This window comes from Oceanobacillus senegalensis, from assembly GCF_900176885.1.
In the GTDB taxonomy this organism is placed as follows: Bacteria; Bacillota; Bacilli; order Bacillales; family Amphibacillaceae; genus Oceanobacillus; species Oceanobacillus senegalensis.
In genome coordinates this window covers 3,018,403-3,043,410 of sequence record NZ_LT839648.1, presented here as the reverse complement: position 1 = coordinate 3,043,410, position 25,008 = coordinate 3,018,403, and the positions used below count along the sequence as shown (strand labels likewise).

The 25,008-nt window shown below is 37.5% G+C and carries 27 protein-coding genes; 20 read left to right on the top strand and 7 right to left on the bottom strand.

Going from position 1 to position 25,008, the window contains the following annotated elements; translation table 11 throughout:
• Window positions 1-46 precede the first annotated feature (46 nt).
• Window positions 47-202, bottom strand: a complete 156-nt coding sequence (locus CAO17_RS21430) for a hypothetical protein (RefSeq protein WP_218775571.1) — start codon at window positions 200-202, stop codon at window positions 47-49.
• Between the two features lie 555 nt (window positions 203-757).
• On the opposite strand from CAO17_RS21430, the gene CAO17_RS14560 reads away from it, so the two are divergent.
• From CAO17_RS14560 to CAO17_RS14505, 12 genes are all read left to right on the top strand, one after another.
• Window positions 758-1,762 (top strand): LacI family DNA-binding transcriptional regulator, encoded by a 1,005-nt coding sequence (locus CAO17_RS14560; RefSeq protein ID WP_085993399.1) that lies wholly within the window; start codon window positions 758-760, stop codon window positions 1,760-1,762.
• A gap of 16 nt (window positions 1,763-1,778) precedes the next feature.
• Entirely contained in the window at window positions 1,779-2,330 is a 552-nt protein-coding gene (hxlB, locus tag CAO17_RS14555; RefSeq protein ID WP_085993398.1) for a 6-phospho-3-hexuloisomerase, read from the top strand.
• 17 nt (window positions 2,331-2,347) lie between these two features.
• Complete coding sequence (locus CAO17_RS14550) at window positions 2,348-2,986, top strand: bifunctional 4-hydroxy-2-oxoglutarate aldolase/2-dehydro-3-deoxy-phosphogluconate aldolase (RefSeq protein WP_085993397.1); 639 nt, start codon at window positions 2,348-2,350, stop codon at window positions 2,984-2,986.
• A gap of 61 nt (window positions 2,987-3,047) precedes the next feature.
• Window positions 3,048-4,073 carry a TRAP transporter substrate-binding protein gene (locus CAO17_RS14545; RefSeq protein WP_085994510.1) on the top strand — a complete coding sequence of 342 codons (1,026 nt, stop codon included), beginning with the start codon at window positions 3,048-3,050 and terminating at the stop codon, window positions 4,071-4,073.
• Between the two features lie 25 nt (window positions 4,074-4,098).
• Window positions 4,099-4,584, top strand: coding sequence for a TRAP transporter small permease (locus CAO17_RS14540; protein ID WP_085993396.1), 486 nt, complete (start codon window positions 4,099-4,101; stop codon window positions 4,582-4,584).
• Window positions 4,584-5,873, top strand: coding sequence for a TRAP transporter large permease (locus tag CAO17_RS14535; protein ID WP_085993395.1), 1,290 nt, complete (start codon window positions 4,584-4,586; stop codon window positions 5,871-5,873). Before CAO17_RS14540 ends, CAO17_RS14535 begins: the two co-directional genes overlap by 1 nt.
• A 104-nt stretch (window positions 5,874-5,977) precedes the next feature.
• A complete protein-coding gene (locus tag CAO17_RS14530; RefSeq protein WP_085993394.1) occupies window positions 5,978-6,928 on the top strand; it encodes a sugar kinase in 951 nt (316 codons plus the stop codon).
• 15 nt (window positions 6,929-6,943) lie between these two features.
• The gene (gene hxlA / locus CAO17_RS14525) at window positions 6,944-7,561 is read left to right on the top strand and encodes a 3-hexulose-6-phosphate synthase (RefSeq protein ID WP_085993393.1); all 618 of its coding nucleotides are present in this window, start codon (window positions 6,944-6,946) and stop codon (window positions 7,559-7,561) included.
• Between the two features lie 194 nt (window positions 7,562-7,755).
• On the top strand, window positions 7,756-8,076 hold the full coding sequence (locus CAO17_RS14520) for an ArsR/SmtB family transcription factor (protein WP_085993392.1): 321 nt from the start codon (window positions 7,756-7,758) through the stop codon (window positions 8,074-8,076).
• Between the two features lie 3 nt (window positions 8,077-8,079).
• On the top strand, window positions 8,080-8,460 hold the full coding sequence (locus CAO17_RS14515) for an SRPBCC family protein (RefSeq protein WP_085993391.1): 381 nt from the start codon (window positions 8,080-8,082) through the stop codon (window positions 8,458-8,460).
• 114 nt (window positions 8,461-8,574) lie between these two features.
• Window positions 8,575-9,282: an FAD-dependent oxidoreductase gene (locus CAO17_RS14510; protein WP_085993390.1), complete on the top strand. Its 708-nt coding sequence runs from the start codon at window positions 8,575-8,577 to the stop codon at window positions 9,280-9,282.
• A 98-nt stretch (window positions 9,283-9,380) separates the two neighbouring features.
• Window positions 9,381-9,950 (top strand): DUF4256 domain-containing protein, encoded by a 570-nt coding sequence (locus tag CAO17_RS14505; protein WP_085993389.1) that lies wholly within the window; start codon window positions 9,381-9,383, stop codon window positions 9,948-9,950.
• Window positions 9,951-10,206: 256 nt separating this feature from the next.
• Here the strand turns inward: CAO17_RS14505 and CAO17_RS14500 are convergent, their stop codons facing one another.
• The 4 genes from CAO17_RS14500 to CAO17_RS14485 form a co-directional block, all read right to left on the bottom strand.
• Entirely contained in the window at window positions 10,207-11,604 is a 1,398-nt protein-coding gene (locus CAO17_RS14500; protein ID WP_085993388.1) for a purine-cytosine permease family protein, read from the bottom strand.
• Between the two features lie 449 nt (window positions 11,605-12,053).
• Window positions 12,054-12,956, bottom strand: a complete 903-nt coding sequence (locus tag CAO17_RS14495; RefSeq protein ID WP_085993387.1) for a glycine betaine ABC transporter substrate-binding protein — start codon at window positions 12,954-12,956, stop codon at window positions 12,054-12,056.
• 369 nt (window positions 12,957-13,325) lie between these two features.
• On the bottom strand, window positions 13,326-14,519 hold the full coding sequence (locus CAO17_RS14490; protein WP_085993386.1) for a chromate transporter: 1,194 nt from the start codon (window positions 14,517-14,519) through the stop codon (window positions 13,326-13,328).
• Between the two features lie 15 nt (window positions 14,520-14,534).
• Window positions 14,535-14,843, bottom strand: a complete 309-nt coding sequence (locus CAO17_RS14485; protein WP_085994508.1) for a PadR family transcriptional regulator — start codon at window positions 14,841-14,843, stop codon at window positions 14,535-14,537.
• Window positions 14,844-15,641: 798 nt separating this feature from the next.
• On the opposite strand from CAO17_RS14485, the gene CAO17_RS14480 reads away from it, so the two are divergent.
• On the top strand, window positions 15,642-16,097 hold the full coding sequence (locus CAO17_RS14480) for a CBO0543 family protein (protein ID WP_085993385.1): 456 nt from the start codon (window positions 15,642-15,644) through the stop codon (window positions 16,095-16,097).
• Between the two features lie 47 nt (window positions 16,098-16,144).
• Complete coding sequence (locus tag CAO17_RS22150; RefSeq protein WP_085993384.1) at window positions 16,145-16,426, top strand: hypothetical protein; 282 nt, start codon at window positions 16,145-16,147, stop codon at window positions 16,424-16,426.
• Here CAO17_RS22150 and CAO17_RS14470 read toward each other — a convergent pair.
• Both CAO17_RS14470 and CAO17_RS14465 read right to left on the bottom strand, forming a co-directional pair.
• Window positions 16,390-18,048, bottom strand: coding sequence for a metallophosphoesterase (locus CAO17_RS14470; protein ID WP_218775570.1), 1,659 nt, complete (start codon window positions 18,046-18,048; stop codon window positions 16,390-16,392). The genes CAO17_RS22150 and CAO17_RS14470 overlap by 37 nt on opposite strands.
• Window positions 18,049-18,203: 155 nt before the next feature.
• Window positions 18,204-19,052: an endonuclease/exonuclease/phosphatase family protein gene (locus CAO17_RS14465; RefSeq protein WP_245831857.1), complete on the bottom strand. Its 849-nt coding sequence runs from the start codon at window positions 19,050-19,052 to the stop codon at window positions 18,204-18,206.
• Between the two features lie 345 nt (window positions 19,053-19,397).
• On the opposite strand from CAO17_RS14465, the gene CAO17_RS14460 reads away from it, so the two are divergent.
• The 6 genes from CAO17_RS14460 to CAO17_RS14435 all read left to right on the top strand — a co-directional run bounded on the left by CAO17_RS14460 (window position 19,398) and on the right by CAO17_RS14435 (window position 24,963).
• Window positions 19,398-19,652 (top strand): DUF2164 domain-containing protein, encoded by a 255-nt coding sequence (locus CAO17_RS14460; protein WP_085993383.1) that lies wholly within the window; start codon window positions 19,398-19,400, stop codon window positions 19,650-19,652.
• 314 nt (window positions 19,653-19,966) lie between these two features.
• Entirely contained in the window at window positions 19,967-20,179 is a 213-nt protein-coding gene (locus CAO17_RS14455) for a hypothetical protein (RefSeq protein WP_245831856.1), read from the top strand.
• A gap of 180 nt (window positions 20,180-20,359) precedes the next feature.
• On the top strand, window positions 20,360-20,728 hold the full coding sequence (locus CAO17_RS14450; protein ID WP_085993382.1) for an ArsR/SmtB family transcription factor: 369 nt from the start codon (window positions 20,360-20,362) through the stop codon (window positions 20,726-20,728).
• On the top strand, window positions 20,721-22,856 hold the full coding sequence (locus CAO17_RS14445) for a heavy metal translocating P-type ATPase (RefSeq protein WP_085993381.1): 2,136 nt from the start codon (window positions 20,721-20,723) through the stop codon (window positions 22,854-22,856). The genes CAO17_RS14450 and CAO17_RS14445 overlap by 8 nt, the downstream gene beginning before the upstream one ends.
• A gap of 415 nt (window positions 22,857-23,271) precedes the next feature.
• Window positions 23,272-23,472, top strand: a complete 201-nt coding sequence (locus tag CAO17_RS14440; RefSeq protein WP_085993380.1) for a cold-shock protein — start codon at window positions 23,272-23,274, stop codon at window positions 23,470-23,472.
• A gap of 270 nt (window positions 23,473-23,742) precedes the next feature.
• Window positions 23,743-24,963: an ISL3 family transposase gene (locus tag CAO17_RS14435; RefSeq protein WP_085991018.1), complete on the top strand. Its 1,221-nt coding sequence runs from the start codon at window positions 23,743-23,745 to the stop codon at window positions 24,961-24,963.
• Window positions 24,964-25,008: the final 45 nt, after the last annotated feature.

The following is a 25,008-nucleotide window of genomic DNA, read 5'->3' as shown; positions in this document are numbered from 1 at the left end:
TCTATTTCCGAATCTTTGTTTTCCCCAATTATTAAATAGTCGGTAGTTACGCCGAGAGCTTTCGCGATATCATTAATATTTCCGGTTCTAATTCCCGTTCCCCTTTATGCTTTTTAAGAGCTTCAATAACTACTTCACCTATGGCTTTACGTCTAGATTTACTTGTCTTAAGCGGAAGTAATGGATATTCAACGTTAATCAATGAACACGGAAATCGGTGGTCTCTATTTGTCCCCATGTTCCTAGAAAGCACGGCCAAGTTCAATCAAACATTTGTTTGAAAATAGGTTTGCAATTCTGTATGCGGTAAATCACCAAATTATTTGCCATTTCTTTCAAGAAGAAGGTCGAAGCTTGAAAAAGATTGTCCCACAATAGGAGAAACACTCAAAATATCAATTTTAAACAAACATTTGATTAGTTGATAAAGTGTGTAGATTTAATTTAAATCAAATGTTTGTTTAAGAATGGAATGAGTAGCTAGACAACGAATGTATCGATTCTTCTGGGACTGACACCAAAAAATAAGATGATAGTGAAATGCTAACACCCGCGTTTTTTAACAGCGGCTTCTTTTTTATTCTTTTGCTACATAACTGGCTATAAAACCTTGGCACTGGGACCTATACTACATGCTACGAAAAAAATCTCCAAATTTCATTGTAAAACGGTTACATCTATATTATAATTCAACTAAACCGTTTTACTAAACCGATTTAGTTGTTTAGGGTATTAATTAGTTAAGGAGATAATTTGTATGAAAAGGATTACTATTTCCGATGTTGCGAAACATGCTGGTGTATCTAAAAGCACGGTTTCTCAATATCTAAATAAGCGCTACGATTATATGGGAGAAAAAACGAAGGAGCGTATCGAGCTAGCTATTAAGGAGTTGGGATATAGCCCCAATATCATTGCTAGAAGTTTAAAGCAGAAATCAACGATGACAATCGGAGTTATAGTAGCAAACATCTTACACGTTTTTTCGACTCAGGTAATACGAGCTATTGAAGATTTTTGTAATGAGAAAGACTTTCATGTGATTATCTGTAATGCGGATGATGATTTGAAAAAGGAGAAGCGCTATATTGAAATGCTTCAATCCAAGCAAGTAGATGGAATCATTGCATTTCCGACGGGAGATAATATAGAGCTTTATCAATCATTAATCGATGCGAAATTTCCGTTGGTTTTTTTAGATAGAATTATTCCTGGATTAGAAGTTGATACGGTTTTATTGGATAATGAGATGGCTTCCTTTTTTGCTGTGGAAGAGTTTGTGAGGAAGGGTTACAAGAATATAGGGCTCTTATCTCCCCCAATAAGAGGAAAGGTTACACCTAGATTGGAGCGGATAAATGGTTTTAAAAAAGCATTAGAACATAACCAATTGACGTTTAACGCTGACTATTTGATGACGGGAGAGATTCGTCGCATTCAGACAGTAGTTAAGGACATGTTAGAACAAGATAACCCTCCAGAGGCGATTTTAGCCTTAAATGATAGGGTACTACATGAAATTTTGGCCTTTACGAAAAAATATACGGTGCGTATACCGGACGATTTAGCGCTAATCGGAATTGATGAGGTATCCTATGCAAGTATCTATAGCCCGGCTTTAACTACGATTCAGCAGCCTGCATTTGAAATGGGGAAAAAAGCAGCGGAGTTATTGCTTAATCGGATTACTGATAAAAGTTATCGTATAAGTCCGGACATATATCGGTTTGAACCGAAACTAAACTCAAGGGAATCATGCTAAATAAAGGAGATTTAATATGGAACAAATGATAAATACAGTTGTAACCGAAGTATATGAGGTTGTTAAGCAAATAAATGCAGATGAAACAAAGGAATTAGCAGAGGAAGTTCAGAAGGCTAAGAGAATCTTCATCTCAGGTACAGGGCGTTCAGGACTAGTTGGAAAAATATTTGCAATGCGCTTAATGCACAGTGATTATCCTGTCTATGTCGTAGGTGAAACCATTACCCCTAGCATTGAACCAAATGACTTATTGCTCATTATTTCCGGTTCTGGAAGTACGGGGTCACTCGTTCAATACGCAAAAAAAGCAAAGGAAGCGGATGCCAAAATAGCTCTCGTAACGACGAATAAGAATTCCGTTATAGGCAATATTGCGGATCAGTCGGTAGCTATTCCTGCTGCAACGAAAAAACGATTGGAAAAAGAACCAGAAACGATACAACCATTAGGAAGTCAATTTGATCAATCAGCACACTTACTATTGGATGCAATTGTCGTTTATTTACTAGAACATTATCCAAAGGAAAGCCAAAATTTAAACCAAAAACATGCCAATTTGGAGTAAAAAGGAGATACAAATGTATGTCAATTATAAATGAAATAAAAAAGAATAAAATTGTTGCAGTAATCCGTAAGTCCAATGAAGAAAATATCGTTCCAATTTTGAAAGCGCTAGCCGATGGTGGGGTAACGAACGTAGAAATCACAGCAGAAACACCAAATGTTGAGCGTGTTATTGAAACTGCTGTTAGCCAAATGGGAGACGAAGTAAATATCGGTGCAGGAACGGTATTAGATCCTGAAACTGCAAGGACAGTCATCATGGCGGGAGCCAAGTTTATCGTTTCTCCTACATTGAATGTCGAAGCGTTAAAACTAACTAATCGTTACGGTATATTAAATATTCCAGGTGTAATGACACCAACGGAAATTTTATCTGCTTACGAACACGGGGCTCAAATGGTAAAAGTTTTCCCAGCAGATGTTGTAGGACCAAACTATATTAAAAATATTCTGGGACCACTTCCTCATGTTCAAGCAATGGTAACTGGTGGAATTACGATAGATAACATGAACGAATATCTTGCAAACGGCTGTTTCGCTGTTGGAATTGGCAGTAATTTAGTGAATGCAAATCAATTAAAAACCGAAGAGGATTATACGAGATTAGCGGATAGAGCTAAACAATACACTAGTAAATTAAAAGAACTAAACGGATAGCTTTTTTCTAAAAGCTGTCCATCTAGATACACAAAATCGGACTAAAGAAGGGAGCAGAATGATGAAAGCGTTTAAAGGAATGTTCATTGTAGCTGTATTATTAGGAATAATGATTTTGGCTGGGTGTAATTCAAAAGAAGTTGATTCTGATGGAGACGGTAAAATCAAGATTATCGCAGCACACAACCAGACTTCACCAGACAGCCCGTATCAGGCTGGTTTATTGAAATTCAAGGAGGTAGCGGAGAAACAATCCAATGGAACGATTGAAGTTGAAGTGCATGCTGGAACAATTGGGACGGAAGAATCACAGTTAGTAGAAAAACTTCAATTGGGTGCTGCTGATGTTGTCATTGTTTCTCCAGGATTTATGACACAAACAGGAATTAAGGAGATTGATTTATTTTCCGCCCCTTATCTATTTAATAGTTATGAACATTGGTTAAAAGCAGTGGATGGAAAAGTAGGAGATAAGGTAGCACAAATGGTTAATGAAAAGTCGGATAATTCCTTTAAAGTATTAGGTTATTGGACGGCGGGGGTTAGACATTATTATGGAAAGAAACCTATCCATTCCGTTGAAGACCTACAAGGTGTTTCTCTTCGTACACAAACATCTGGGGTTGTTTCAGATTTCTGGGTTACAGCTGGTGCAATCCCTTCATCCATTTCTTGGGGTGAACTCTACCAAGGACTGCAACAGGATGTTGTTGATGCATCGGAAAATGCTTATCCATTCTTTGTGCAACAAGCACATCATACGACACCAAATGGAAAGTATATTACGGAGACAGCACACGATTTTACAACTAGATTTATGCTCATTAATGGAGAGAAATTTGACCAGTATACCGAAGAGCATCAAGAAATCATTCTAAAAGCTGCAGAGGAATCAGTTGCAGCAGAGCGTGAAGCAACACTTGCTCAAGAAGAAGAATATAAGGAAAAAGCGATTGCCGAGGGTGCAATTGTTAATGAGATTGATAGAGAGCCGTTTATTGAGGTTGCTAGACCAATATTGAATGATTTTGCAGAGGAAATTAGTGTAGAAGATTTACTAAACGATATTTATGAACTGGATCAATAGAGTATGGACTTAAGGAGGTAATATCGTGAAACGTTTTGTGCAAATGCTTGATAAGGTACAGATGATTTTCGGTGCTATATTTCTATGTATTTTCTTTCTAGTTGTTATTTTCCAAATTGCTACAAGGCATCTAGGAATTCCTGTTATTTGGACAGAAGAAGTAGCTAACTATTCATTTATATGGGCGATTTTAATGGGAGCCTCAGTGATGGTAAATCGTAGGGAACATTTCAATTTTGACCTACTTCAAAAGAAACTAAAGGGAGGAAAAGGAGCAGTCTTACAAATTGTAATTGATTTAATTCTCATAGTATTTAATATTGCTATTTTCTTATTAGGAATTCAAGTCGTAAACGAGTTCTGGAACTATACATGGGCAAGTCTCCCAGAGATGAAAATGGGGTATGTATGGATTGCTATTCCAATTATGGCGGGAACGATGATTATCTATTCCCTCTCTCATTTATTGGATCATATGAAAGCGCTAAAAACAAGGGAGGTTACTGACTGATGGCTATCTTATTAGTAGGGTTATTTCTTGTTCTCATGATTATCGGTGTTCCAATCGCTTTTGTAATTGGAATCATAGCTTTACTAGGTATTTTTGGAATGCCGTATACACCGGAAGCTACCGTACCAATGAAAATGGTAAATGGTTTAGATTCTTTTGTTCTATTGGCTGTTCCATTATTTATTTTAGCTGCGAACTTAATGAATTCAGGGAAAATCTCCGAGAAATTAATTGATTTTGCTATGGCTATTGTTGGACCAATTCGAGGAGCCTTAGCACATGCGAATATTTTAGTATCAATGATGTTTGCTGGTGTTTCAGGTGCAGCACAAGCAGATGCTGCGGGTATGGGAAAAGTGCTTATACCTAGTATGACCAAGAAAGGTTATGACAAAGAAACTGCAGTAGGGGTAACAGCTGCATCTTCCACAATTGGGGTTATTATTCCACCAAGTATTCCAATGATTATTTTCGCAGGGCTAACAAATGCCTCTATTGGTGCGTTATTCATGGGTGGTATTGTTCCAGGAATTCTAATTGGTCTTGGTATGATGTTATTCGTTTATATTGTTGCTGTTAAAAGAAATTACCCGAAAGAAGAACGGGTTCCATTTGGAAAGATTATGAAGTTATTTCTAGAATCTCTTCCAGCTTTATTTACTCCGATTATTATTATTGGTGGAATTATTAGCGGATTTTTCACAGCAACCGAATCGGCAGCCGTTGCATCAGTTTATACACTATTAATTAGTATGTTTTACTATAAAACACTGAAACTTAATGATCTTCCTAAGATTTTAATGGATACGCTTGCACTAAGCTCTCTTTCTTTATTTGCACTAGCAACAGCAAGCGCGCTTGGTGAATTGATGAGTTATTACCAATTAGGTGCTATTGCACAGGATTTCTTTACAAATAATATAGGATCACCCTGGGTCTTTGTTCTCATCCTTATTCTTTTCTTCCTATTTATTGGAACATTTATGGATGCGATTCCTGCAATGATTTTATTTGTCCCTATGGTCTTACCAGCTGCAATTGAATTTGGTATTGAACCGGTTCAATTAGGTCTAATCATTGTTATCACACTAGCCATCGGACTTGCTACACCGCCATATGGACTGGTGCTATTACTAGCAGCAAAAATTGGAAACTTATCGATAGAAAGATCATTTGTTGCGGTTCTTCCTTACTTAGCTATTATTTTAGTTGTCTTGCTTCTTATCGCATTTCTACCTGATTTGGCGTTTGCGATTCCGAAAATGATTAATCCTAGCATATTTGGCTAAGGGGAAGACGGAAAGATAAATAGATTAAGTTCAGGTTTTACCGTAAATTACAGGTAATGGGTAATAAAAAGTTGTTACAATAGATAGGCATGGAGGTATATAGAATGAATGACGTCATTACAATTGGAGAAGCAATGATTACATTTAATCCCGATTCGACAGGTCCACTTAAATTTATGAATCGATTTGAGAAAAAGGTTGGCGGAGCTGAGTTGAATTTAGCAATTGGAGTTTCCCGACTAGGGTTGAAGGCTGGGTGGATTAGTCGCTTAGGAAATGACGAATTTGGGAAATATATTAAAACATTTGCTCGTGGAGAAGGAATTGATGTATCGCAAGTAGATCATGTAGATGGGTATCCAACTTCTTTAAATTTTAAAGAGATCAGAGAGGATGGAAGTGGTAAAACATTCTATTATCGTGACCAATCTCCTACCTTAACATTGGGACCAGATGATTTGGATGAAGGTTATTTTAAAAAGGCAAAGATCTTACATCTAACAGGAATCTATCCAGCAATCGGTGACATCAATAAACGGGTTATGTTTAAATCAATAAAGTTAGCGAAAAAACATGGATTAAAAATTTCCTTTGATCCGAATATTCGCCTTCGTATGTGGAGTAAAGAGGAAGCGAGCGAGGTCTTGTCTGAAATTCTACCACATGTGGATATTTTACTAGCAGGCGCCAATGAAATGGATATTATTATCGGTGAAAAGGAACCGGATCGTATTATTGAAAAGGCGAAAGCGTTAGGTATCTCTCATGTTGCTATTAAACTAGGAGATAAAGGCTCGGTCGGCTACTATGATGGTGAAACGATTACGACTCCTGCTGTAAAAGCAAGTAAGGTTGCTGACACAGTGGGGGCCGGCGATGGTTTTAATGCAGGTTTCTTATACGGCATTTTAAACGGATGGTCTCTAGAGAGAACGCTTTATTTTGCTAATACGATTGGATCAATGGTTGTTAGCGTGTTGGGTGATAATGAAGGATTACCATACTATGAAGAAGTTTTAGAGTTTTTAGGTGAAATGGAATCAATTGAAAGGTAAATTAGAGGTGTCATTATGAAATTACAGTTGGCTTTAGATCGCTTATCGAAAGAACGGTGTTTTCAGCTTGTTAAAGAAACAGAGGAAAGCATAGACATAATTGAAGTAGGTACAGGAGTTATTAAGGAATATGGGATGGCGATTGTTCGAGAGTTGAGAGCACAATTTCCGAATAAGGAAATTTTGGCAGATATGAAAACCTGTGATGCTGGAAAACATGAAACCCTTCAGGCATTTAATGCAGGAGTAGATATCACAACAGTTATGGCATTTTCCGCCATTTCTACGATTAAAGATACCTTAAATATTGCTAGGGATAAGAACAAACGAATCATGATAGACTTATTAGAGTGCCATTCCAATGATAGAATAAAGGAACTAGTGGATATTGGAGTGAATCTTGTAAGCTTACACGTTGGAAAAGACAAGCAATCAGAAGGAACTTTTAACACAGAGTTATTTTCCTTAGTAGAAGGATATAACCTAGAAGTTGCAGTTGCTGGGGGAATTACCTTAGAAACCCTTCCAGAGATCGTAAAAGAAAAGCCAGACATTATTATTGTAGGAAGTGCTATAACAAAAGCCGGAAATCCGGCAAAAGTAGCTAGGGAAATGCAAGACATGTTGGTTTAATGGATACGTTTTTCATTTATTTTTATTGCTTATTCTACGCGATGTTCATCAATTGAATTAGAGTTAAAAATGGAAGAGTGCTGTGGTACTCTTCCATTTTTTCTTTCTAGGTGGAAAATAAAATTGACATGTTACTATTTGGTGTCATATAATAAAGGCCACTGATTAGTGTCCTATTTAGGGGGGATAGTAATTTGAACAATACTCACCAAAAGCGAGATGTTTTTGTAGCAATCGCAGATCCGACAAGACGTAAATTAATACGCTTGTTGGCAGATTCAGAAGAGTTACCCCTTCATGAATTAACGGCTCAATTTCAAATGGGTCGTACAGCAGTTTCTAAACATTTAACTATTCTTAAAGAAGCTGATTTAGTAACGAACCGTAGATTAGGTAGAGAAACCAGGTATCGGCTAAATCCAGCTCCTTTAAAGGAAGTAAAAGATTGGTTATCCTTTTATGAGAAGTTTTGGAATGAAAGAGCGGTATTACTAAAGAATTTATTGGAGGAATAAATCATGGCAGATATATCTCTAGATTTTGAATTTAAGAGTCCTATCCATAAGGTATGGGACGCATTAACAAATTCAGAGACACTGGCGCAATGGGTCATGGAAAATAACTTTAAACCAATTGTTGGATACAAATGTCAGTTTAGAAATGACGAAATAGATTTAATCGTAGACAGTGAAGTATTGGTGGTGGATGAGCCTTATAAGTTATCTTATACATGGGTTAGTGGACCGCTCAACACCATCATTACATGGACGCTAAGACAAGAGGGAGATATAACATACTTACATCTGGACCATACTGGATTTGAGAAAGAAGATTATGCGTTCAAAGGTGCGAAATATGGTTGGGCGGACAAGATTGAAGTACTTAAAAAATGGTTATAACAAAAGCAAGGCCATGGATAAATCAAGGCATTCGTACGTGTTCTTTGGAAGGCTTCGGTACTACTTCTGTGAAAATAGCACGTATTAAATGAAATCCTTAAAGGAGTTAGTGAAATGGGCTTTTTTCAAGATATGAAATCTGTATTTACAAAGAGAGAATTAGTATTCCTAGAAAGCTATAAAGAGTCAGATGGTGCATTTAGCTTTCTATTTGAAAAGGAGAACGACTTAACATGGGAAGCAGGACAACATGGTTTATTTACGATAACCCATAAGAAAATAAAAAATGCTACCAAACCATTTAGTGTGGCATCTGCTCCCGCAGAGAATGTGATTAAAATTACAACGCGTATTAGTGATCAACCGAGTGATTTTAAACAAGCGTTGTTAGAACTCAAACCAGGAATGAAGATAACGATGAGTGGGCCTCTTGGGTCTTTTCATCTAAATGATGATAGTCCTTCACTCTTGATTGCGGGTGGGATAGGAATTACACCATTTCGATCCATCATAAAACAGTTAGAAGTAGAAGGGAATAGAGACGATAAACAAATAAAACTACTCTATTTGGATAGCCAAAAGTCGTATATTTATAAAGAAGAACTGGATGAATTGGCTAATAACGCTACCATATGTATAACTTATCTTGATTCAAGGGAACATTTACTTCCAGAAATCGATATGTTTATTGATCAATATAAAAGCAACGGTAAATACTATATTGCAGGGCCGAAATCAATGGTAGAATCTGTTTTGGGTTATTTAAAAAATAATAGCATTCCAAAAAAGAATATTAAAAAAGACGTTTTAGCTGGTTATTAACTAGGGCAATTAATACCAAAGAATGAGGATAGGATGTTCTCTTACACAGCTATCCTACTATATATAAAGCTATTTTTAATAATAAGGAGGACATGAACATGACAGCGAGCATTAAAAAAGAGTTATCATTAGAGGAACGTGAAAAATTATTCCAAGTATTGAAAGAGCGTTTTGAGAAAAACATGCACCGCCATGAAAATCTTGAATGGGCTAAAGTCCAAGCAAAACTAGAGGCTAAACCTGAAAAGCTATGGTCACTCAATGAGATGGAAAAGACGGAAGGTGAACCGGATGTTGTTGCTTATGATGAGGAGACAGACGAATTCATTTTTTATGATTGTTCAAAGGAAAGTCCTAAAGGCCGTAGAAAGGTGTGCTATGATCGTGAAGCATTAGAGTCCAGGAAAAAAAATAAACCAGAAAATAACGCTATCGATATGGCAACTGCCATGGGTATTGAAATCTTAACAGAGGAACAATATCGAGAATTGCAGGAACTCGAAAACTTGGATATGAAAACTTCCAGTTGGATACAAACACCTTCTGATATTCGGGAACGAGGTGGTGCTATTTTTTGTGACTACCGATATGGACATGTTTTCGTTTATCATAATGGAGCAGACTCTTACTACAGTGCCAGAGGGTTCCGTGGCTCGCTTAAGGTCTAAGATTTCTCACAGGTTAAGGGACGGTAATAATCCCACTATTTGATATCCCATCCTATAATATGGGTGGAACAAAACGATTATGTAAAAAGCATTAAAGTAGGGACCATCATTGGTTGCGTTTAGGCTAGTTGAGCAAGCTTTTGGGAAGTTTCTTTTTTATCTGAAGTAAAAAGACCATCCTGAGAAAAATGGATGGTCTTTTTAAAATCAAACGTCAACTGGAGAGAATACCTGCATAGCAATAAGCGTGTTTCTCTTATCTTATATAATCCTCTTTCGGAATATCATTCGCTTCTTCTTTAACGTAATATTTCCCTTTCGTATAGACAGCTATAAGGAGTGTGATAATTGCAGCCAATAACGAAGCAAAGAAAGCGGCAGTGCTTCGCAAAAATTCTCCCATAAACCCTAATGCTGCAATGGTTCCTAGACCACTGGCAATCACTAAGGATCCGACACCCACAGGATTCCACTTATGCAAGTATGATTGTCTCGCTTCGTAATACGCTGGGCCAATTTTCAGGATCCTTTTAATAAGAATGGCATCTGTTACAAGAATAGTAGCCCAGGTCAATAGGAAAACACCTTGGAAGGTCATCGCTAATTCCAAGTGATTGACAATACCACCAAGCATTAAGAAAATTGCTGAAACACCTGTTACAACGACCCAAAATCGACGTCCTGGTGTGAATTTAAAAATGTTTTCAAAAAACGATGCTAGTGATAAAGATCCACTATAAATATTTGTAACATTAATTCTAATTTGGGTTAGCATGGTAAATAATGCCCCCCACGCACCGAGTAGTAGTACGATGTAGACACCTGGGTTTGGCTCTCCTAGACGAACACCAAACCAAATCCCCAATCCTCCCATAACACCAAAGCAAAATATTTGAGGAATAAACCCAATAGCTAAGATGCCGATTTTTGTATCCTTTGGTTTCAAAAAACGGGCATAATCAGTGGCAAGAAGTGGAGTTAGTCCCATAATACCATGCTGCATTCCAATACAAAATAGTAATGCTGTTCCACCTACCTGAACTCCCTCCGGCATATAAGTCCAAAAGTCACCCTCGTATACAGAGGGGGTTATAAAGTTCATAATAATGGCGGCAATTAAAAATAAGAAAAATATAGGTAGTGACCATTTCTGCAGTTTATCTAATTGCTTAATTCCGAACCAATTGAGTGGAATGACGAGGGACCCAAAAAAGACGATTAGTATCCATTCTGGAATAATAGGTAAGAAATGATGGACAGCTGATACGAGAATCATTCCCTCTAATGCACAATACATAATAAAATTAGTGGCATAAATAAATGAGGTTAAAGATGCTCCAATATAACCAAAGCCACCACCTCTTGAAAGTAGATTAACGTTCATCCCGGATTTAGCTGATAAATAAGCAATGAAAGTACCTAGAATACCGGCAACAACAATAGCGTAAATAGCAGAGATAATGGCATTTATTGCACCATAATTTAGTGCCATAACACTACCCATTTGAAAGTAAAAGATAGCCGTAGCGATACCAAAGGTGATATTTGTTATACTAAGCCAACCCATAGTCCTTTTGTTGCGAGGAACTCTATCTAAAGAATAATCTTCAGCGCTGTTAGTTGCTGTATTGTCTTCAGTTGAATGGGTAGTCACTAAATTTCATCTCCCTTTCCAAAAGTATACGTTATTTCAAACATGTACCGTTTATTTATGGCATGATTCATGGTTTAGCAAAGAAGTAGTTCGAGGTAGTTAACATTATTTACATCCCAAGTTTTAGATAAACGAACGCATTTGCAGGACAAGCGAATACGATCTCTTCTAATAATGACGTTGAAGGTTGATATTATGTTCTTTTTTATCCTAACCAATTTTAAAAAGTCTACTCATATTCATTCACTACCATTTTGCTAACACCATCCACTGATATACGTAACGCTTCACATTCTCAAAGGCTGTTTTGTATACTTTGTTGTTTATTGTGTCGCAGTAGAAAGGCGATGTACTGTCATTCAGTTGAGTTTACCATCTTTATTTTAATCAGTTGCTCTATGATATCAATAAGAAAAAGAACACCATACGATTGGTGTCCCTTTCTTTGTTTATTTTGTTGGTAAGTCCTCGATACTATCAATACTCATATATTCTGGTACAACAAAACCTTGTTGTGCTCCTTCTAGACTAGGACCCAAGTCAACGATTTCATCCTTATATTGCTCAACATAGGAGGCAGCACCTACTGGAAGCCAGGCAATTAACATCCCATCGATTTCCCCTTTAGAAAGAGATTGGAATGCAATCCCCATATCCAGCGGGGTCAATTCAACAGTGTAGCCCAATTCTTCAAGAACAAGAGCAACCACATTGGTAGAAGATAGTTCCGTATCCCAATTGACATAAGCCAGTTCAACGGTTTCTCCTTCAACAGGTTCAATGCCTTCTATCCAAGATTCCACTTTATCCCGATTGTCTGCAATCCATTCCTCCGCCGCCTCTCGCGGTTCTACATCCTCATTTTGGCCGAACTTTGACATCACGGCATTCATGTCAGCTACTTCCCAGTAGAAGTTGTCCAACAGCTGATAGGCTGACGGGTGCTCATCTTTAAGGCCGTGCCGAACCATTGTATGTATGTTTTCTGATTCTCCTAGGGTTCCCTTAGGGTCCTCTAAGAATTTTAAATCATATTCGCTAAACGTCCAATGTGGCTGCCAAAGGGTAACCACAATCGGTTCTTTATTCTCTATAGCTTTTTCCAGCTCTGTGACCATTGCTGGTTCGGAGCTTGGTGTTAGTTCTACATCCAAGTTGTAGGCATCAACAGTTTCTTGGGCAATATTCATTGTACCGGATCCTGGCTCAATCCCTACAATTTCATCAATGTCAGCTCCTGCATTTTTCTCGGTGGTATTTTCATCACCGCCATTGGATTGGCAGCCTGCTAAGAATAGTGACACCCCTATACTGAAGAGGAAGATACCAATCATCTTTAATCGTAATTTCATTCTTCTGATAAAACCCCTTTGCATTAGAATAGCAGATAAATTTATAACCTTGCTATGTATTAAATTTCGTACCAAATATTTGGCCGATAGTTTGTATCATAAAGTAAAACAAGGGATAGAGCAAAGTTCATTAAAGCTATTCTCAGCCAATATTAGCGGAATAAAGATGTTCAATGAGCTCAGTCACATTTTTTGTCAGAATTCCACACATGTTTGAATCGTTGGATAATTTTGTTGTTTTTTCCATTTGGAGCCTTACCGCTTGTGCTATTTCAATCAATACGTTTTGTAAATAATAAGAAAGACTATCCCATATCCGTTTGGAATAGCCCTTTCTATCGTGTTAGAAACTAATTTTCTCATGAAATTCTATATATATGAGATGAGTAAACCACCAGCAGCCCCAGATACCACGATAATCCATGGTGGTAACTTCCAATATACCAACATACTGAATAGAATTGCTGCTAGAGCAAAGTCAATGGGAGTATGGATGGAACTGGTCCAAATTGGATTGTAAAGTGCAGATATTAAGATACCTACAACAGAGGCATTTACTCCGATTAGTGCACCTTTTATTTTCGGATTACTACGTAAGGAATCCCAAAATGGTAATGTACCTAAAATAAGAAGGAATGCGGGTAAAAAGATTGCAAATGTAGCAAATAGACCACCTTGCCATCCATTAATGACTGCACCAATATATGCGGCAAATGTAAATAATGGTCCTGGAACTGCTTGAGCTGCACCGTATCCTGCAAGGAATTCCTGTTCAGTTAACCAACCTGTCGGTACAAATTCTTGTTCCAGTAATGGTAAGACAACATGACCTCCACCAAACACGAGTGCACCGGAACGATAAAAACTATCTAACATAGCGACCCACTCTACGGATGTAAGGTTACGTAGTATAGGTAGAACGATTAGTAATCCAAAGAAAAACGTTAAACAAAAGTATCCCAAACGCCTTGAAATAGGAAAAAATGTAACTGCTTGATCTTCCTGTAACGTTTGCTGCCTATAAAGTAAGAAACCAACAACTCCAGCTAACAAGATTACACCAATCTGTGTGTAAGCTGTTTGCCATAATAAAGTAACGACTAATGCAAATAATGCGATGCTTTTCCTTTGCAGATCTGGTGTTAACTTCTTAGCCATACCTAAAACGGCATGAGCAACAACGACAACAGCTACAATTTTTAATCCATTAATCCATCCTGCATCTTCTATTCCAAACGTATGAAGTAGAGAGGCAAAAATTATTAATGCAAGGACGGAAGGGAGTGTGAAGCCTAGAAAAGATATAAATCCTCCTAATACACCCCCACGCATGACACCAATACCAATTCCGACCTGACTGCTAGCAGGACCGGGAAGAAACTGGCAGAGTGCTACTAGATCTGCATAGCTCTTTTCATCCATCCACTTTCTTCTTCGGATGTATTCCTCATGAAAATAACCTAAATGTGCGATAGGTCCTCCAAATGAAGTCAATCCCAGCCTAGTAGAAACGATTAAAATTTCTAACCATGTTTTAAACTTTTTATTCTTTGTTTCATTCATGGTTGCACCACCTCTCTAATCTTTGATTTCTTTAAACAATTCATATGCTTTAGCACGGGCTTGAACGAGAATTTCTTCCCCTTTGCTAGTTGCTGTGTAATATTTCCTTATCTTACCTTCTACGTTACGCTCTTTTTTCAGTAAAAGTCCATCTTTCTCCATATTGTGAAGAATGGGGTATAAGGTTCCTGCACTAATTTCATAACCGTGTTCTTGAAGTTCATCATGCATCCATGTGCCGTATATTGGATGTTCTTTTGCATGGTGTAAAATGTGTATATGGATAAACCCTAAAAAGAGCTTCCTAAGTACTTTGTCCTCCAGCTTAATCAACACCTTTCCATATCGGAATTTAATATTGCTATTCGATATCGAACATCAATATTAGAAAGATAACATATCTTCTTCTGTCAATCAACACCATTTACTAAACCAAATAAAAATTTACATTTAGGTAACATGCGGGCTGATATATATAAGCAAAGAGGAAAGGAGGCATTGGAAGCCCATTGAAAATACGACTTTATGTTTTAGAGATTAGAAGGAGAGGTAGGTAGTGGAAGCGGTGAACAAGTAGATGGCACGAAATATATTAAAAGACAATCAAAAGGAACAAGCCCGGTTAGCGACCTCGGTATTAAAAAAGTTTAAGGCGGTTTCACTTGGGATGCATAATCCTTAAATGCTAGCAAGGATTAGGGGATATGCAAAATGAACCGCCTTTTGCCTATTAAAATGAAGTTGTTATACGAACAATGTTTTTTCCCCACGTTATTCCTAGATGTTTATCTTCTAGCCTTTGTCTAATCATTTATAAGATATCTATATAATTTTCTTGGACAAGTGGATATTTACCTAGTTGAAAAAGTGGATGATAAAACCGAAAAAAGATAAGACTTTTAATAAAAATTAAAATGAAAATTGATATGGATGGTTACATTAATAAATAGATAAATGTAATACCATGGAACAAATAAAAGGAAGCCTTTGATTACCTGACAATGTTTTAGAAGGAATTTTTGATTTTTTATATTTAGAATGGTTTACTCAGTTTTCAAAGAATATATATTTATTTCATAAGCTGGGACCATATCATATTCATTAAGGATGAAGGAGCTACTCATGGAAAGTATAATTTTATGGGGGGCATTTATCGCTGGAGTTGCAATGCTGTTTTTTATCTTGCCAAAGTTACCGTTTAAAGATTGGCTGATTATATTTTTGTTTACTAGTTATGTCTCGGTCATCGCTGGTACAGTTGTTGTAGAGGAAAAAATGCTATCTTACCCTGTTAAAATTCTTGAAAAACATTTTGAATCGAGCTTGCAATTTGAAATGCTCACATTACCAGTCATTTGCCTTTATTTTTATAAAACAACCTATCATTCGACATATACCGGAACCTTTCTGCAAGGCTTATTATATACTTCTGCTCTAACCTTGATAGAAGTTTTGTTGGAAACGTACACTAATATTATAGAATACCATACATGGACATGGTTATACACGTTTATAAGTGTATTTATTCTAATTGTTTTCGTACGTTACTTTATGGATTGGGTAAATAAAAATGCCTAGCAATGTAACAACACATAAAGAATTAAAAAGTAGTAGAAAAGTTAGGAATGAAAGAAGAAGCAAGAATCATAGAGGGTGAATATTTTGCCGCCATTAAAATGGGAATATTGAGAAATGAATGGGAAGAAATAAATTCAATTGGGGGAAGTGCCAGGCACCAGGAATCAAAAACACCCCGAAAGTTACTTTTTACGTTAACTTTCAGGGTGTACTACATTCTCATTTCTCAAAATGGAGGAAAACTCCTAGTGATAAATGAGAACCTCCCTTATTTATCACCTGACACGTTTATTCATTTTTCACTTGTTACCAGTACATCATCAAAATAGCTATTCTGGTTTCCCCAAGCATATAGAGCTACCGTACCTTTTGAATGGGAATCATCTATAATAGGCTTTTCAAATAGGTTGATTCCGTCCTGGAACGCCTGAATTTGATTACCAATAACCTTGATTTCTAGTTCAAAATTAGCGCCTTGAATATATCCTGGTCTATTCACGTGGGCCAGTGTCGTTTCCACTCCGTCGACGACTTTGAATAGCTTGTAGAATTCACGTTGCTCGTCCAATTCTAGTTTATAGTAGTTATCTGGATCCTGATAGCGGAACATAAGACCAATTCCGTCATCATCGGTGGATCGTAATGTAGTGGAAAACGAGTAATCCTTCCAAGCGAACGCACCGCCCTTGTTGTAATAAGCGAAGGTACCCTTACGATTGTCAACAGCAGAAACATCTGGAGCATAGATGTTGGAAGACTGTACGACTTCTCCTCTCACTACAGACCATTTGGATGGTGCGGAAATCGTTCCCTCATCCACTACCGTCCAACCGTCCATGTTTCCTTCATCATCACAGTCAAAATTACTATTTTCACTTTTACAGTATGGTTTCTCACCCGCACTAAAGTCATCCTTTAGGAGATACTTTGGCGGATTAACATTTGAATCTGGTGTACCCAATTCAACGTTTGTATAAAGGAATTCATTTTGCCAGTCCGTTTTATATTGATCTAAATATGGTGAGTAACTGGTTCCTTTCAACGTCCCTTTTTCTGGATTAATTTCCAGAAGTCGAATAAAACCATTTCCTCCATTTTCTTGCATCTGGTAGTTAGCTAGCATCTGATAGACTTTATTCCCATTATCTCCTACAGATACACGACGGCCTTGGCCATCATTCAACACGTGTCCACTAAGAACCATGGAGATATTCGGATGTAGCTTGACGAATTTCTGCCACATTTCTTCCCCATCATTAACTCCACCTGGTTCAGAAGCTACACCGTAATGATGCGGATTCCAGGCATGTCCTGTATTATGGCGGGTCTCATCCGAAAACATATAGCTATGTGTTACTACAATGACACGGTGATTGGGATGAGAAGAAACTACTTCGTTAGCCCAATCCAATACAGGGTCTCTTGGTCCAAATTCCAGCGATAGTACTAACCATTCCGTTCCCCCAGCATTGAAGGTATGATAATTGTTATCATACTTGTTCGGTTCCGCTGGATAAACGCCCCCAAAAGTTTCCGTTTTAGAAAAATCGCTTACTGAAAAATAGGTATTATATAAGGTGGTATCTCGTGTATCTGCAGAACCCCCCGTACCCATATCATGGTTTCCTGGTAAAACAGTATAAGGAACAACACCATCTAAAGTGTGCATCGCATCATAAGCAACCTCCCATTGGGGTGTATTGTTATTGTTAACGATGTCTCCCTCATGAATGACAAACTTGATATTCTGTTCCTCCCAATTGTCGGCAATCCACTGCGTTTGGGCGCGAAAGATCTCTGGATGATTCATGGCTAAGTTTTGGGTATCAGGTAGAACGGCAATTTTAAAAGCTGACGAGCTAGCCTCTGCATGGTTGGAGTCTCGGAAAAATGGAGTCACCACCAAACTGAAAACCATGATCAAGACAAAAACGTATTTAGTTGCTCTCATTATTTACATCCTTTCCTTTTATATTTAGGGGATAAGCGTTAATAGGTCGGTTCATTCTAATTACTCAGCGGGTAACCTTCCATTCAAATTCGCACGATTTAATCTGCATCCTGCTCGATGCTCTATTTAGAATGTTGAATAAGATCTGTCTCCACTCATCGTCCATTCTCAAAGGGTGTATTACACTCAATGATGAGTTCCGTTAGTATTGGAAGATGATCAGAGGCTTGTGTACCAATCACTTTCGCATTATCTGTTTTCACTTCATTCGATGTAAAGATATAGTCAATTCGCTTCGATGGATTATCAGCCGAATACGTATACGCGTCATTGCTATCTACAAAGGCATCCGCAAAATGAGCATACATTTGTTTCATTTCTTCGCTCTTAGGAGTTGCATTTAAATCACCAACAATGACTTTTGGTCCATCCGCTTGTCTAGTAATTTCAACAAGCTTATTGATTTGCAGTTTTCTTTCTTCGGATGTCAAAGCCAAGTGAGTGTTATAGAAATGAAGATGTGTTCCCTTTACATTAATGGTTGTTTCCAGCAATCCACGTTGTTCTGTATTACCAATTTTAGGAAGAGAGTGATTTTCAGAATCTAAAATAGGGTACTTGCTGAGAACGGCTGTACCATATTGTCTACGAGAATCACCTTCTGCTAATGGTTCATAATCTAAATTGGCTGCATAAGTATAGAACATGTCCAACCGGTCTGCCAGCCATTTTGCCTGATCTTGAAAATCACTACGGCTAGACCAATGATTATCTACTTCTTGAAGACCGATAATATCCGCATTGGATTCTTTGATAATCTGTGCGATTCGCTCTAAATCTAGTACATTATCTTCCCCTACCGCATGATGAATGTTGTAGGACATCACGTTTAGCTTAACAGCCTCACCACGTGAGAATTCGTCCGCTGCAAAAGCTGGCATGCCTATGAATGTCATAGCTATTAGAATTGCTAACGTTGTCAAAAAATAAGCCCGTTTTCTCAAGTTATAAAACCTCCTTTAATGATGATAAATCTAATGAACATGCATACTTTAAATCTAGTTTTATTATTTATCCGCCCTCCAATCAACAAAAGATATAATAGGTGAAGTCATTCCCACTACCAATATAAAGTTCACTATTTCAAGAAACAACAACTGTTGAGGGAATTTTACAATTATTTACTGTTTATTAATGTATGAAACTTTTACAATGTTAATAATGTGAAAGGATTGAATTGATGCAAAAACCATTGAAACCGATTGCTTGTTTTGAAACAATTGGATTATGTTGCCAAAACTTGCGATACAGACTAGAAGACTTTTAACGATAAAAAAGGAGAGATGTTGATGGTTATGAAACTTCCGAAAGAGAACAAAGAGGAAATAATTAGCTCCCTGCTAGACTATTTTTACACGGAACGGTCTGAAGAAATCGGTCATTTAGCGGCAGAGAACCTCCTTGATTTTGTAGTAAAGGAAGTGGGTCCTTATTTATATAATCAAGGTGTGAAGGATACAAAAGAGATGGTCGAACAGAAGTTGCTAAGTTTGGAGGAAGATATCCTTTCTCTGGAACGACCCATACGAAAGAACAGGGGGTAGGATTCCATATGGACTAAATGCTATTATAATTAGCATTGATTTTGGTCCTGTCATATAGGAATATTTTGAGTGGTTTCCATTAATCTAGTAGCCGGAGTAAAAAGAATGATAGGATGAAGGAATACAATGAAGAAATCTTGATAAATTGTCGGTAAGCGGTATGATGCTCGATATCAAAGCTTCCGGTAATCAACTCGCCGCTAGCAATATCTTTGATTTTATTTATCGAGGTGGATAAGTTTTACATTTAGATTCTGTTGAAGCTGTGGAGGATATCACATCAATTATTTATTTTTAAACAGGGGGACTTTAAGTTGAAAAATGTAATGTTTGCTGTGATTGTTTTGTTGGCACTTTGGTTATTCCTTCCGAGGTTCGGGATAAACGCTTCCTTTGTAATAGCTAATGCCATAGAGTGGTCTACGAAGTTTATTCTACCTTGGGTTGCATTATATTGGGGAATACGACTTGTTAAAGCTTTAGAAAAAGTAAATGAATTTCCAAGTAACAGGCACCATTCCGAGTAGAAAGGTGTTTTTTTATGTATAAGGGCATAATGGTATGGAAAATGACAGTCCCATCTTCCAAAGAATAGATTAGAATAAACCAACCCGATTCTTTTTCATTCAAATAATGGCTTGATTGAAAAGGGGAAAGGCGGTACACTATATTCAAATAGATATTTGAATGAAGAGGGGGAATGAGGAGTGAGGAAGAAAGACACTTGCGATATTTACTGTTATAACGAAGAAAAAGTGAAACGAATACAAGGGGAATTAGAAAAAAAGGATATACCTAGTGTTGCTTCCCTTTTTAAGGTGCTTGCCGATAATAATAGAGCGAAAATTGCCTATTCTCTTTGTCAGGATGAAGAGTTATGTGTGTGTGATATTGCCAATATTATCGGTTCATCTGTGGCAACAGCATCCCATCATTTACGGAACCTTCATAAGCAGGGGATTGTGAAATATAGAAAAGAAGGAAGACTGGCATTTTATTCATTAGATGATGAACATATTAAGCAATTAATCACCATTGCGTTGGCGCATCAAAGAGAGGCGTTCGTCCATGGCTAAACCATTAGAACAATGGTCCGAAGAAGAAATGAAGGCGTATCGTATTCAAGGATTGTCTTGTACCAATTGTGCAGCGACATTTGAAAATAATGTGAAAGAACTTCCTGATGTGCAGGATGCAAAGGTTAATTTCGGAGCCTCTAAGCTTTACGTTCAAGGAAATACAACCATTGGAGAACTTGAAAAAGCAGGGGCATTTGAAAATCTAAAAATTCGAGATGAAAGAGAGCAAAAAGTAGAGCGTAAACCGTTCTGGAAACAAAAAGAGAACGTAAACGTGTATATTTCTACGGTTATCCTTCTGCTTAGTTGGTTTTTAGGAAAGCAGTACCCAGAAGAACAGCTGCCTGCGACCATTGGTTATGCAGCATCGATTCTAATTGGTGGATACTCTCTATTCAAGACAGGACTGAAAAATTTAAGCAGACTAACCTTTGATATGAAAACACTCATGACCATTGCAGTTATAGGAGCTGCATTCATTGGTGAATGGGGAGAAGGTGCAACTGTTGTTATCTTATTCTCAATTAGTGAAGCGTTAGAGCGTTATTCCATGGATAAAGCTCGCAAATCGATCGAAACATTGATGGATATTGCCCCAAAAGAAGCATGGATTCGTCGTGGAATGGAAGAAATGCTCATCCACGTTGATGATATTCAAGTTGGGGACATCATGATGGTAAAGCCTGGCCAAAAATTAGCGATGGATGGAATAGTTATGAAAGGAGCTTCTACCTTAAATCAGGCTGCCATTACTGGGGAAAGTATTCCGATAACAAAAACAGTCGATGATGAAGTTTTTGCTGGAACGTTAAATGAAGAAGGATTTCTGGAAGTAAAAGTAACCAAACGAGTAGAGGATACGACGTTATCAAAAATCATTCACTTGGTAGAGGAAGCCCAAGCCGAACGGGCCCCTTCTCAAGCTTTTGTCGATACATTTGCGAAATACTATACACCAGCTATTGTGCTTTTGGCGCTGTTCATTGCGGTCCTTCCGCCATTATTAGGAGGGGATTGGAGCGCGTGGATTTACCAAGGATTAGCAGTACTGGTGGTAGGCTGTCCGTGTGCCTTGGTTGTTTCGACACCTGTTGCTGTAGTTACGGCAATCGGAAATGCAGCAAGAAATGGAGTACTAATTAAAGGTGGTATCTATTTAGAAGAGGCAGGACATCTTAAGGCGATTGCTTTTGACAAAACCGGAACTTTAACAAAGGGCATTCCTGCTGTAACCGATGTGGTACCACTTGGTGGAAATGAGAGGAAATGGCTTACCATTACAGCGGCTATGGAAAAGGGATCACAACATCCACTTGCTTCAGCGATTGTGAGAAAAGCAGAAGAAATGGGACTAAACATGGATGACGTCACCATCGAAGAATTCCAATCCATCACAGGAAAAGGGATAAAAGCGAAGGTAAAAAACGAAATGTACTATGTCGGAAGTCCCGGACTTTTTGAAGAATTACATGGAAGCATGGATCAGGATAGAAAGCAAGGGATTGCGGAACTGCAATCCCAAGGGAAAACAGTAATGGTGCTCGGCACGGAAAAGGAAATGCTTATGTTTATTGCTGTTGCCGATGAAATAAGGAAAACATCCAAAGAAGTCATCGATACATTGAATCATCGTGGTATCGAAACCATCATGCTGACAGGAGATAATTATAGAACCGCAACGGCTATTGGAAAACAGATTGGTGTTACCAATATAGAAGCGAATCTATTACCAGCGGATAAATGGAATTTTGTTAAAGAACTTCGGGATAAACATCAACGTGTAGCTATGGTTGGAGATGGCGTCAATGATGCACCTGCGCTTGCGGCTTCCACAGTAGGGATAGCGATGGGTGGTGTGGGGACAGATACAGCCTTAGAAACGGCCGATATAGCCTTCATGTCTGATGATTTAAAGAAACTGCCATACACGATTCGATTAAGTCGGAAAGCATTAGCCATTATCAAACAAAATATCACCTTCGCTTTAGCCATTAAATTAGTAGCGCTACTGTTCGTTGTACCTGGTTGGTTAACGCTATGGATAGCGATTATTGCCGATATGGGAGCAACATTGTTGGTAACACTAAATAGTTTGAGATTATTAACAGTGAAGGATGCTTCTTAAAAAACGCTTTATACACAAAATTATGGATGGTAGTTATCTTAAAGACGAGATAATCGATTTGATGTAGTGGTTAGAAGTCTTGTTTATCCGTTGTAGCTTATAGATAAATGCCTCTAAGAGATGATAAGAGTTTTAAATGCCGATGGAGAAATAATTATCTTTGATAAATTTGCACCAATGAAAGCTATCTTCCTTTAAAGAAGCAGTATGAAAAAAACAAAGTGGCATTATCTATTAAAGATTAGGTACGATGGTTTCTTTTCTCATTTATATGTGTTATACTACAATTAACTTAATTGTTCGTGCTAGCAATACAAGATTTATGTAATAAACTTACTATGTATTTCATCGTCTTGAATTATTATCAGAACAACAAAGTAATAAACGTGCAAGATGCACAATGGAGGAATTTCATATGAACACAGGTTCAGTAAAATGGTTTAACGCAGAAAAAGGTTTTGGATTTATCGAAGTAGAAGGTGGAGACGATGTATTCGTACACTTCTCAGCAATTCAAGGCGAAGGGTTCAAAACATTAGAAGAAGGTCAATCAGTTACTTTTGATATCGAAGAAGGTAACCGTGGACCACAAGCAACTAACGTTGTTAAACAATAATTTATAAATGATAAAAAGCTCTTCTGTCACAGGAAGGGCTTTTTATTTTGTCATGGTAAAGTAGAAAGCGAACGGGTTACAGAGATAGGTTTCTTTTTAACCCTATGGGATGAAGGGTACCCTCCATTCAGGAAAGGATGCGGTAAGGTAAGTTAAAGAAAGGCTCTAAAATATATGTTGGGGTTTTAATAAAATTTAAGCATAAAAAAACACGCAAGCTCCTATATCCTTTAAACTTGAATTGACGAGAAACAAGTGGATAGGAGTTGCGTGTATATGTATTTTAACATGAAATTACCTGGATTAGAAGAAATGAAAATAACGAAAACAGAGGAGATAGAGGGATCCTTTCATATTCATGTTCAGTTGCCAAAAAAACCTCATAAATGCCCTTCTTGTGGGGAGATAACAGAGCGTATTCATGATTATCGAGTGCAAAAAATTCAGCATTTAAAATTGTTTGAACGTAGAACCTATATTTTTTATCGTAAGCGTCGTTATAGGTGTGAGTGTGGAAAGAGGTTTGTAGAAAACAATAATATTGTCTATCGTTATCAGCGACATACGGTGGAATGGAATCAGGCGTTAGGTTTTCGAGTGATAAAGGGGAAGAATTTCAAGGATACTGCTGCCCAATTTCATACGTCATCCAATACAGCTATGCGACGTTTTGATAACGTATCAGCTGGTAAATTACGTGAGGTTAAAGCTCTGCCACGGGTAATAGCGATCGATGAATATAAGGGCGATACAAATAAAGGTAAATATCAAACCATTATCGGTAATGGTGAGACAGGTGAGCCTTTGGATATTCTTCCTGATCGGTCCGTAAAAACGGTGAAAAAGTATCTACAGGAAAAGGGAGAAAAAGTAGAAATAGTCATTATGGATATGAGTCATAGCTTTAAATCAGCTGTTCAACAAGCATTGGGGAATCCTATTATTATAGCGGATCGATTTCATTTCTGTCGTTATATTTATTGGGCACTCGAACGTGTGCGAAGACGAGTTCAAAAAGAATTCCACCCTTATGATCGTAAAAAGTGCAAGCGAATGAAGCATGTATTTTATAAGCATTATGAAGCCCTTAGCGCAAAACAACATTGGTACTTAGAAAGATATTTAGGGTTATCAGAAGATTTGAGAACAGCTTATGGGTTAAAAGAATCTTATCGAACTTGGTTTGAAGAAGCAAAGAAAATAGGAAAAGATAATATGAAAGAGGTTAAAGAAGGGCTGTATCAGTTTTATACGCAAGTAAAAGATGCGGGTTTAGAGGAATTTGAAAAAGCGATACAGACGCTACAAAATTGGCAACCTGAAATATTGAACAGCTTTGCCTTTGGGTATAGTAATGGGTTTATTGAAGGATTGAATAATCAAACAAAGGTTATCAAGAGAAATGCCTTTGGATTCAAGAGATATGATCGATTGAGATTAAGGGTATTATTACACCATCAATTTAAATCCGTAGCCAATTCAATAGGTTAAAGGGGTAGGAGCTAATAGCCCCACCCCAACATTTGACTTAGAACC

Excerpts from the sequence above, each read along its gene's own strand:
- CAO17_RS14560 (WP_085993399.1), top strand. The coding sequence starts at position 758 with ATGAAAAGGATTACTATTTCCGATGTTGCGAAACATGCTGGTGTATCT.
- hxlB (WP_085993398.1), top strand. The coding sequence starts at position 1,779 with ATGGAACAAATGATAAATACAGTTGTAACCGAAGTATATGAGGTTGTT.
- CAO17_RS14550 (WP_085993397.1), top strand. The coding sequence starts at position 2,348 with ATGTCAATTATAAATGAAATAAAAAAGAATAAAATTGTTGCAGTAATC.
- CAO17_RS14545 (WP_085994510.1), top strand. The coding sequence starts at position 3,048 with ATGAAAGCGTTTAAAGGAATGTTCATTGTAGCTGTATTATTAGGAATA.
- CAO17_RS14535 (WP_085993395.1), top strand. The coding sequence starts at position 4,584 with ATGGCTATCTTATTAGTAGGGTTATTTCTTGTTCTCATGATTATCGGT.
- CAO17_RS14530 (WP_085993394.1), top strand. The coding sequence starts at position 5,978 with ATGAATGACGTCATTACAATTGGAGAAGCAATGATTACATTTAATCCC.
- hxlA (WP_085993393.1), top strand. The coding sequence starts at position 6,944 with ATGAAATTACAGTTGGCTTTAGATCGCTTATCGAAAGAACGGTGTTTT.
- CAO17_RS14515 (WP_085993391.1), top strand. The coding sequence starts at position 8,080 with ATGGCAGATATATCTCTAGATTTTGAATTTAAGAGTCCTATCCATAAG.
- CAO17_RS14510 (WP_085993390.1), top strand. The coding sequence starts at position 8,575 with ATGGGCTTTTTTCAAGATATGAAATCTGTATTTACAAAGAGAGAATTA.
- CAO17_RS14505 (WP_085993389.1), top strand. The coding sequence starts at position 9,381 with ATGACAGCGAGCATTAAAAAAGAGTTATCATTAGAGGAACGTGAAAAA.
- CAO17_RS14495 (WP_085993387.1), bottom strand. The coding sequence starts at position 12,956 with ATGAAATTACGATTAAAGATGATTGGTATCTTCCTCTTCAGTATAGGG.
- CAO17_RS14490 (WP_085993386.1), bottom strand. The coding sequence starts at position 14,519 with ATGAATGAAACAAAGAATAAAAAGTTTAAAACATGGTTAGAAATTTTA.
- CAO17_RS14480 (WP_085993385.1), top strand. The coding sequence starts at position 15,642 with ATGGAAAGTATAATTTTATGGGGGGCATTTATCGCTGGAGTTGCAATG.
- CAO17_RS22150 (WP_085993384.1), top strand. The coding sequence starts at position 16,145 with ATGAAAGAAGAAGCAAGAATCATAGAGGGTGAATATTTTGCCGCCATT.
- CAO17_RS14470 (WP_218775570.1), bottom strand. The coding sequence starts at position 18,048 with ATGAGAGCAACTAAATACGTTTTTGTCTTGATCATGGTTTTCAGTTTG.
- CAO17_RS14460 (WP_085993383.1), top strand. The coding sequence starts at position 19,398 with ATGGTTATGAAACTTCCGAAAGAGAACAAAGAGGAAATAATTAGCTCC.
- CAO17_RS14445 (WP_085993381.1), top strand. The coding sequence starts at position 20,721 with ATGGCTAAACCATTAGAACAATGGTCCGAAGAAGAAATGAAGGCGTAT.
- CAO17_RS14440 (WP_085993380.1), top strand. The coding sequence starts at position 23,272 with ATGAACACAGGTTCAGTAAAATGGTTTAACGCAGAAAAAGGTTTTGGA.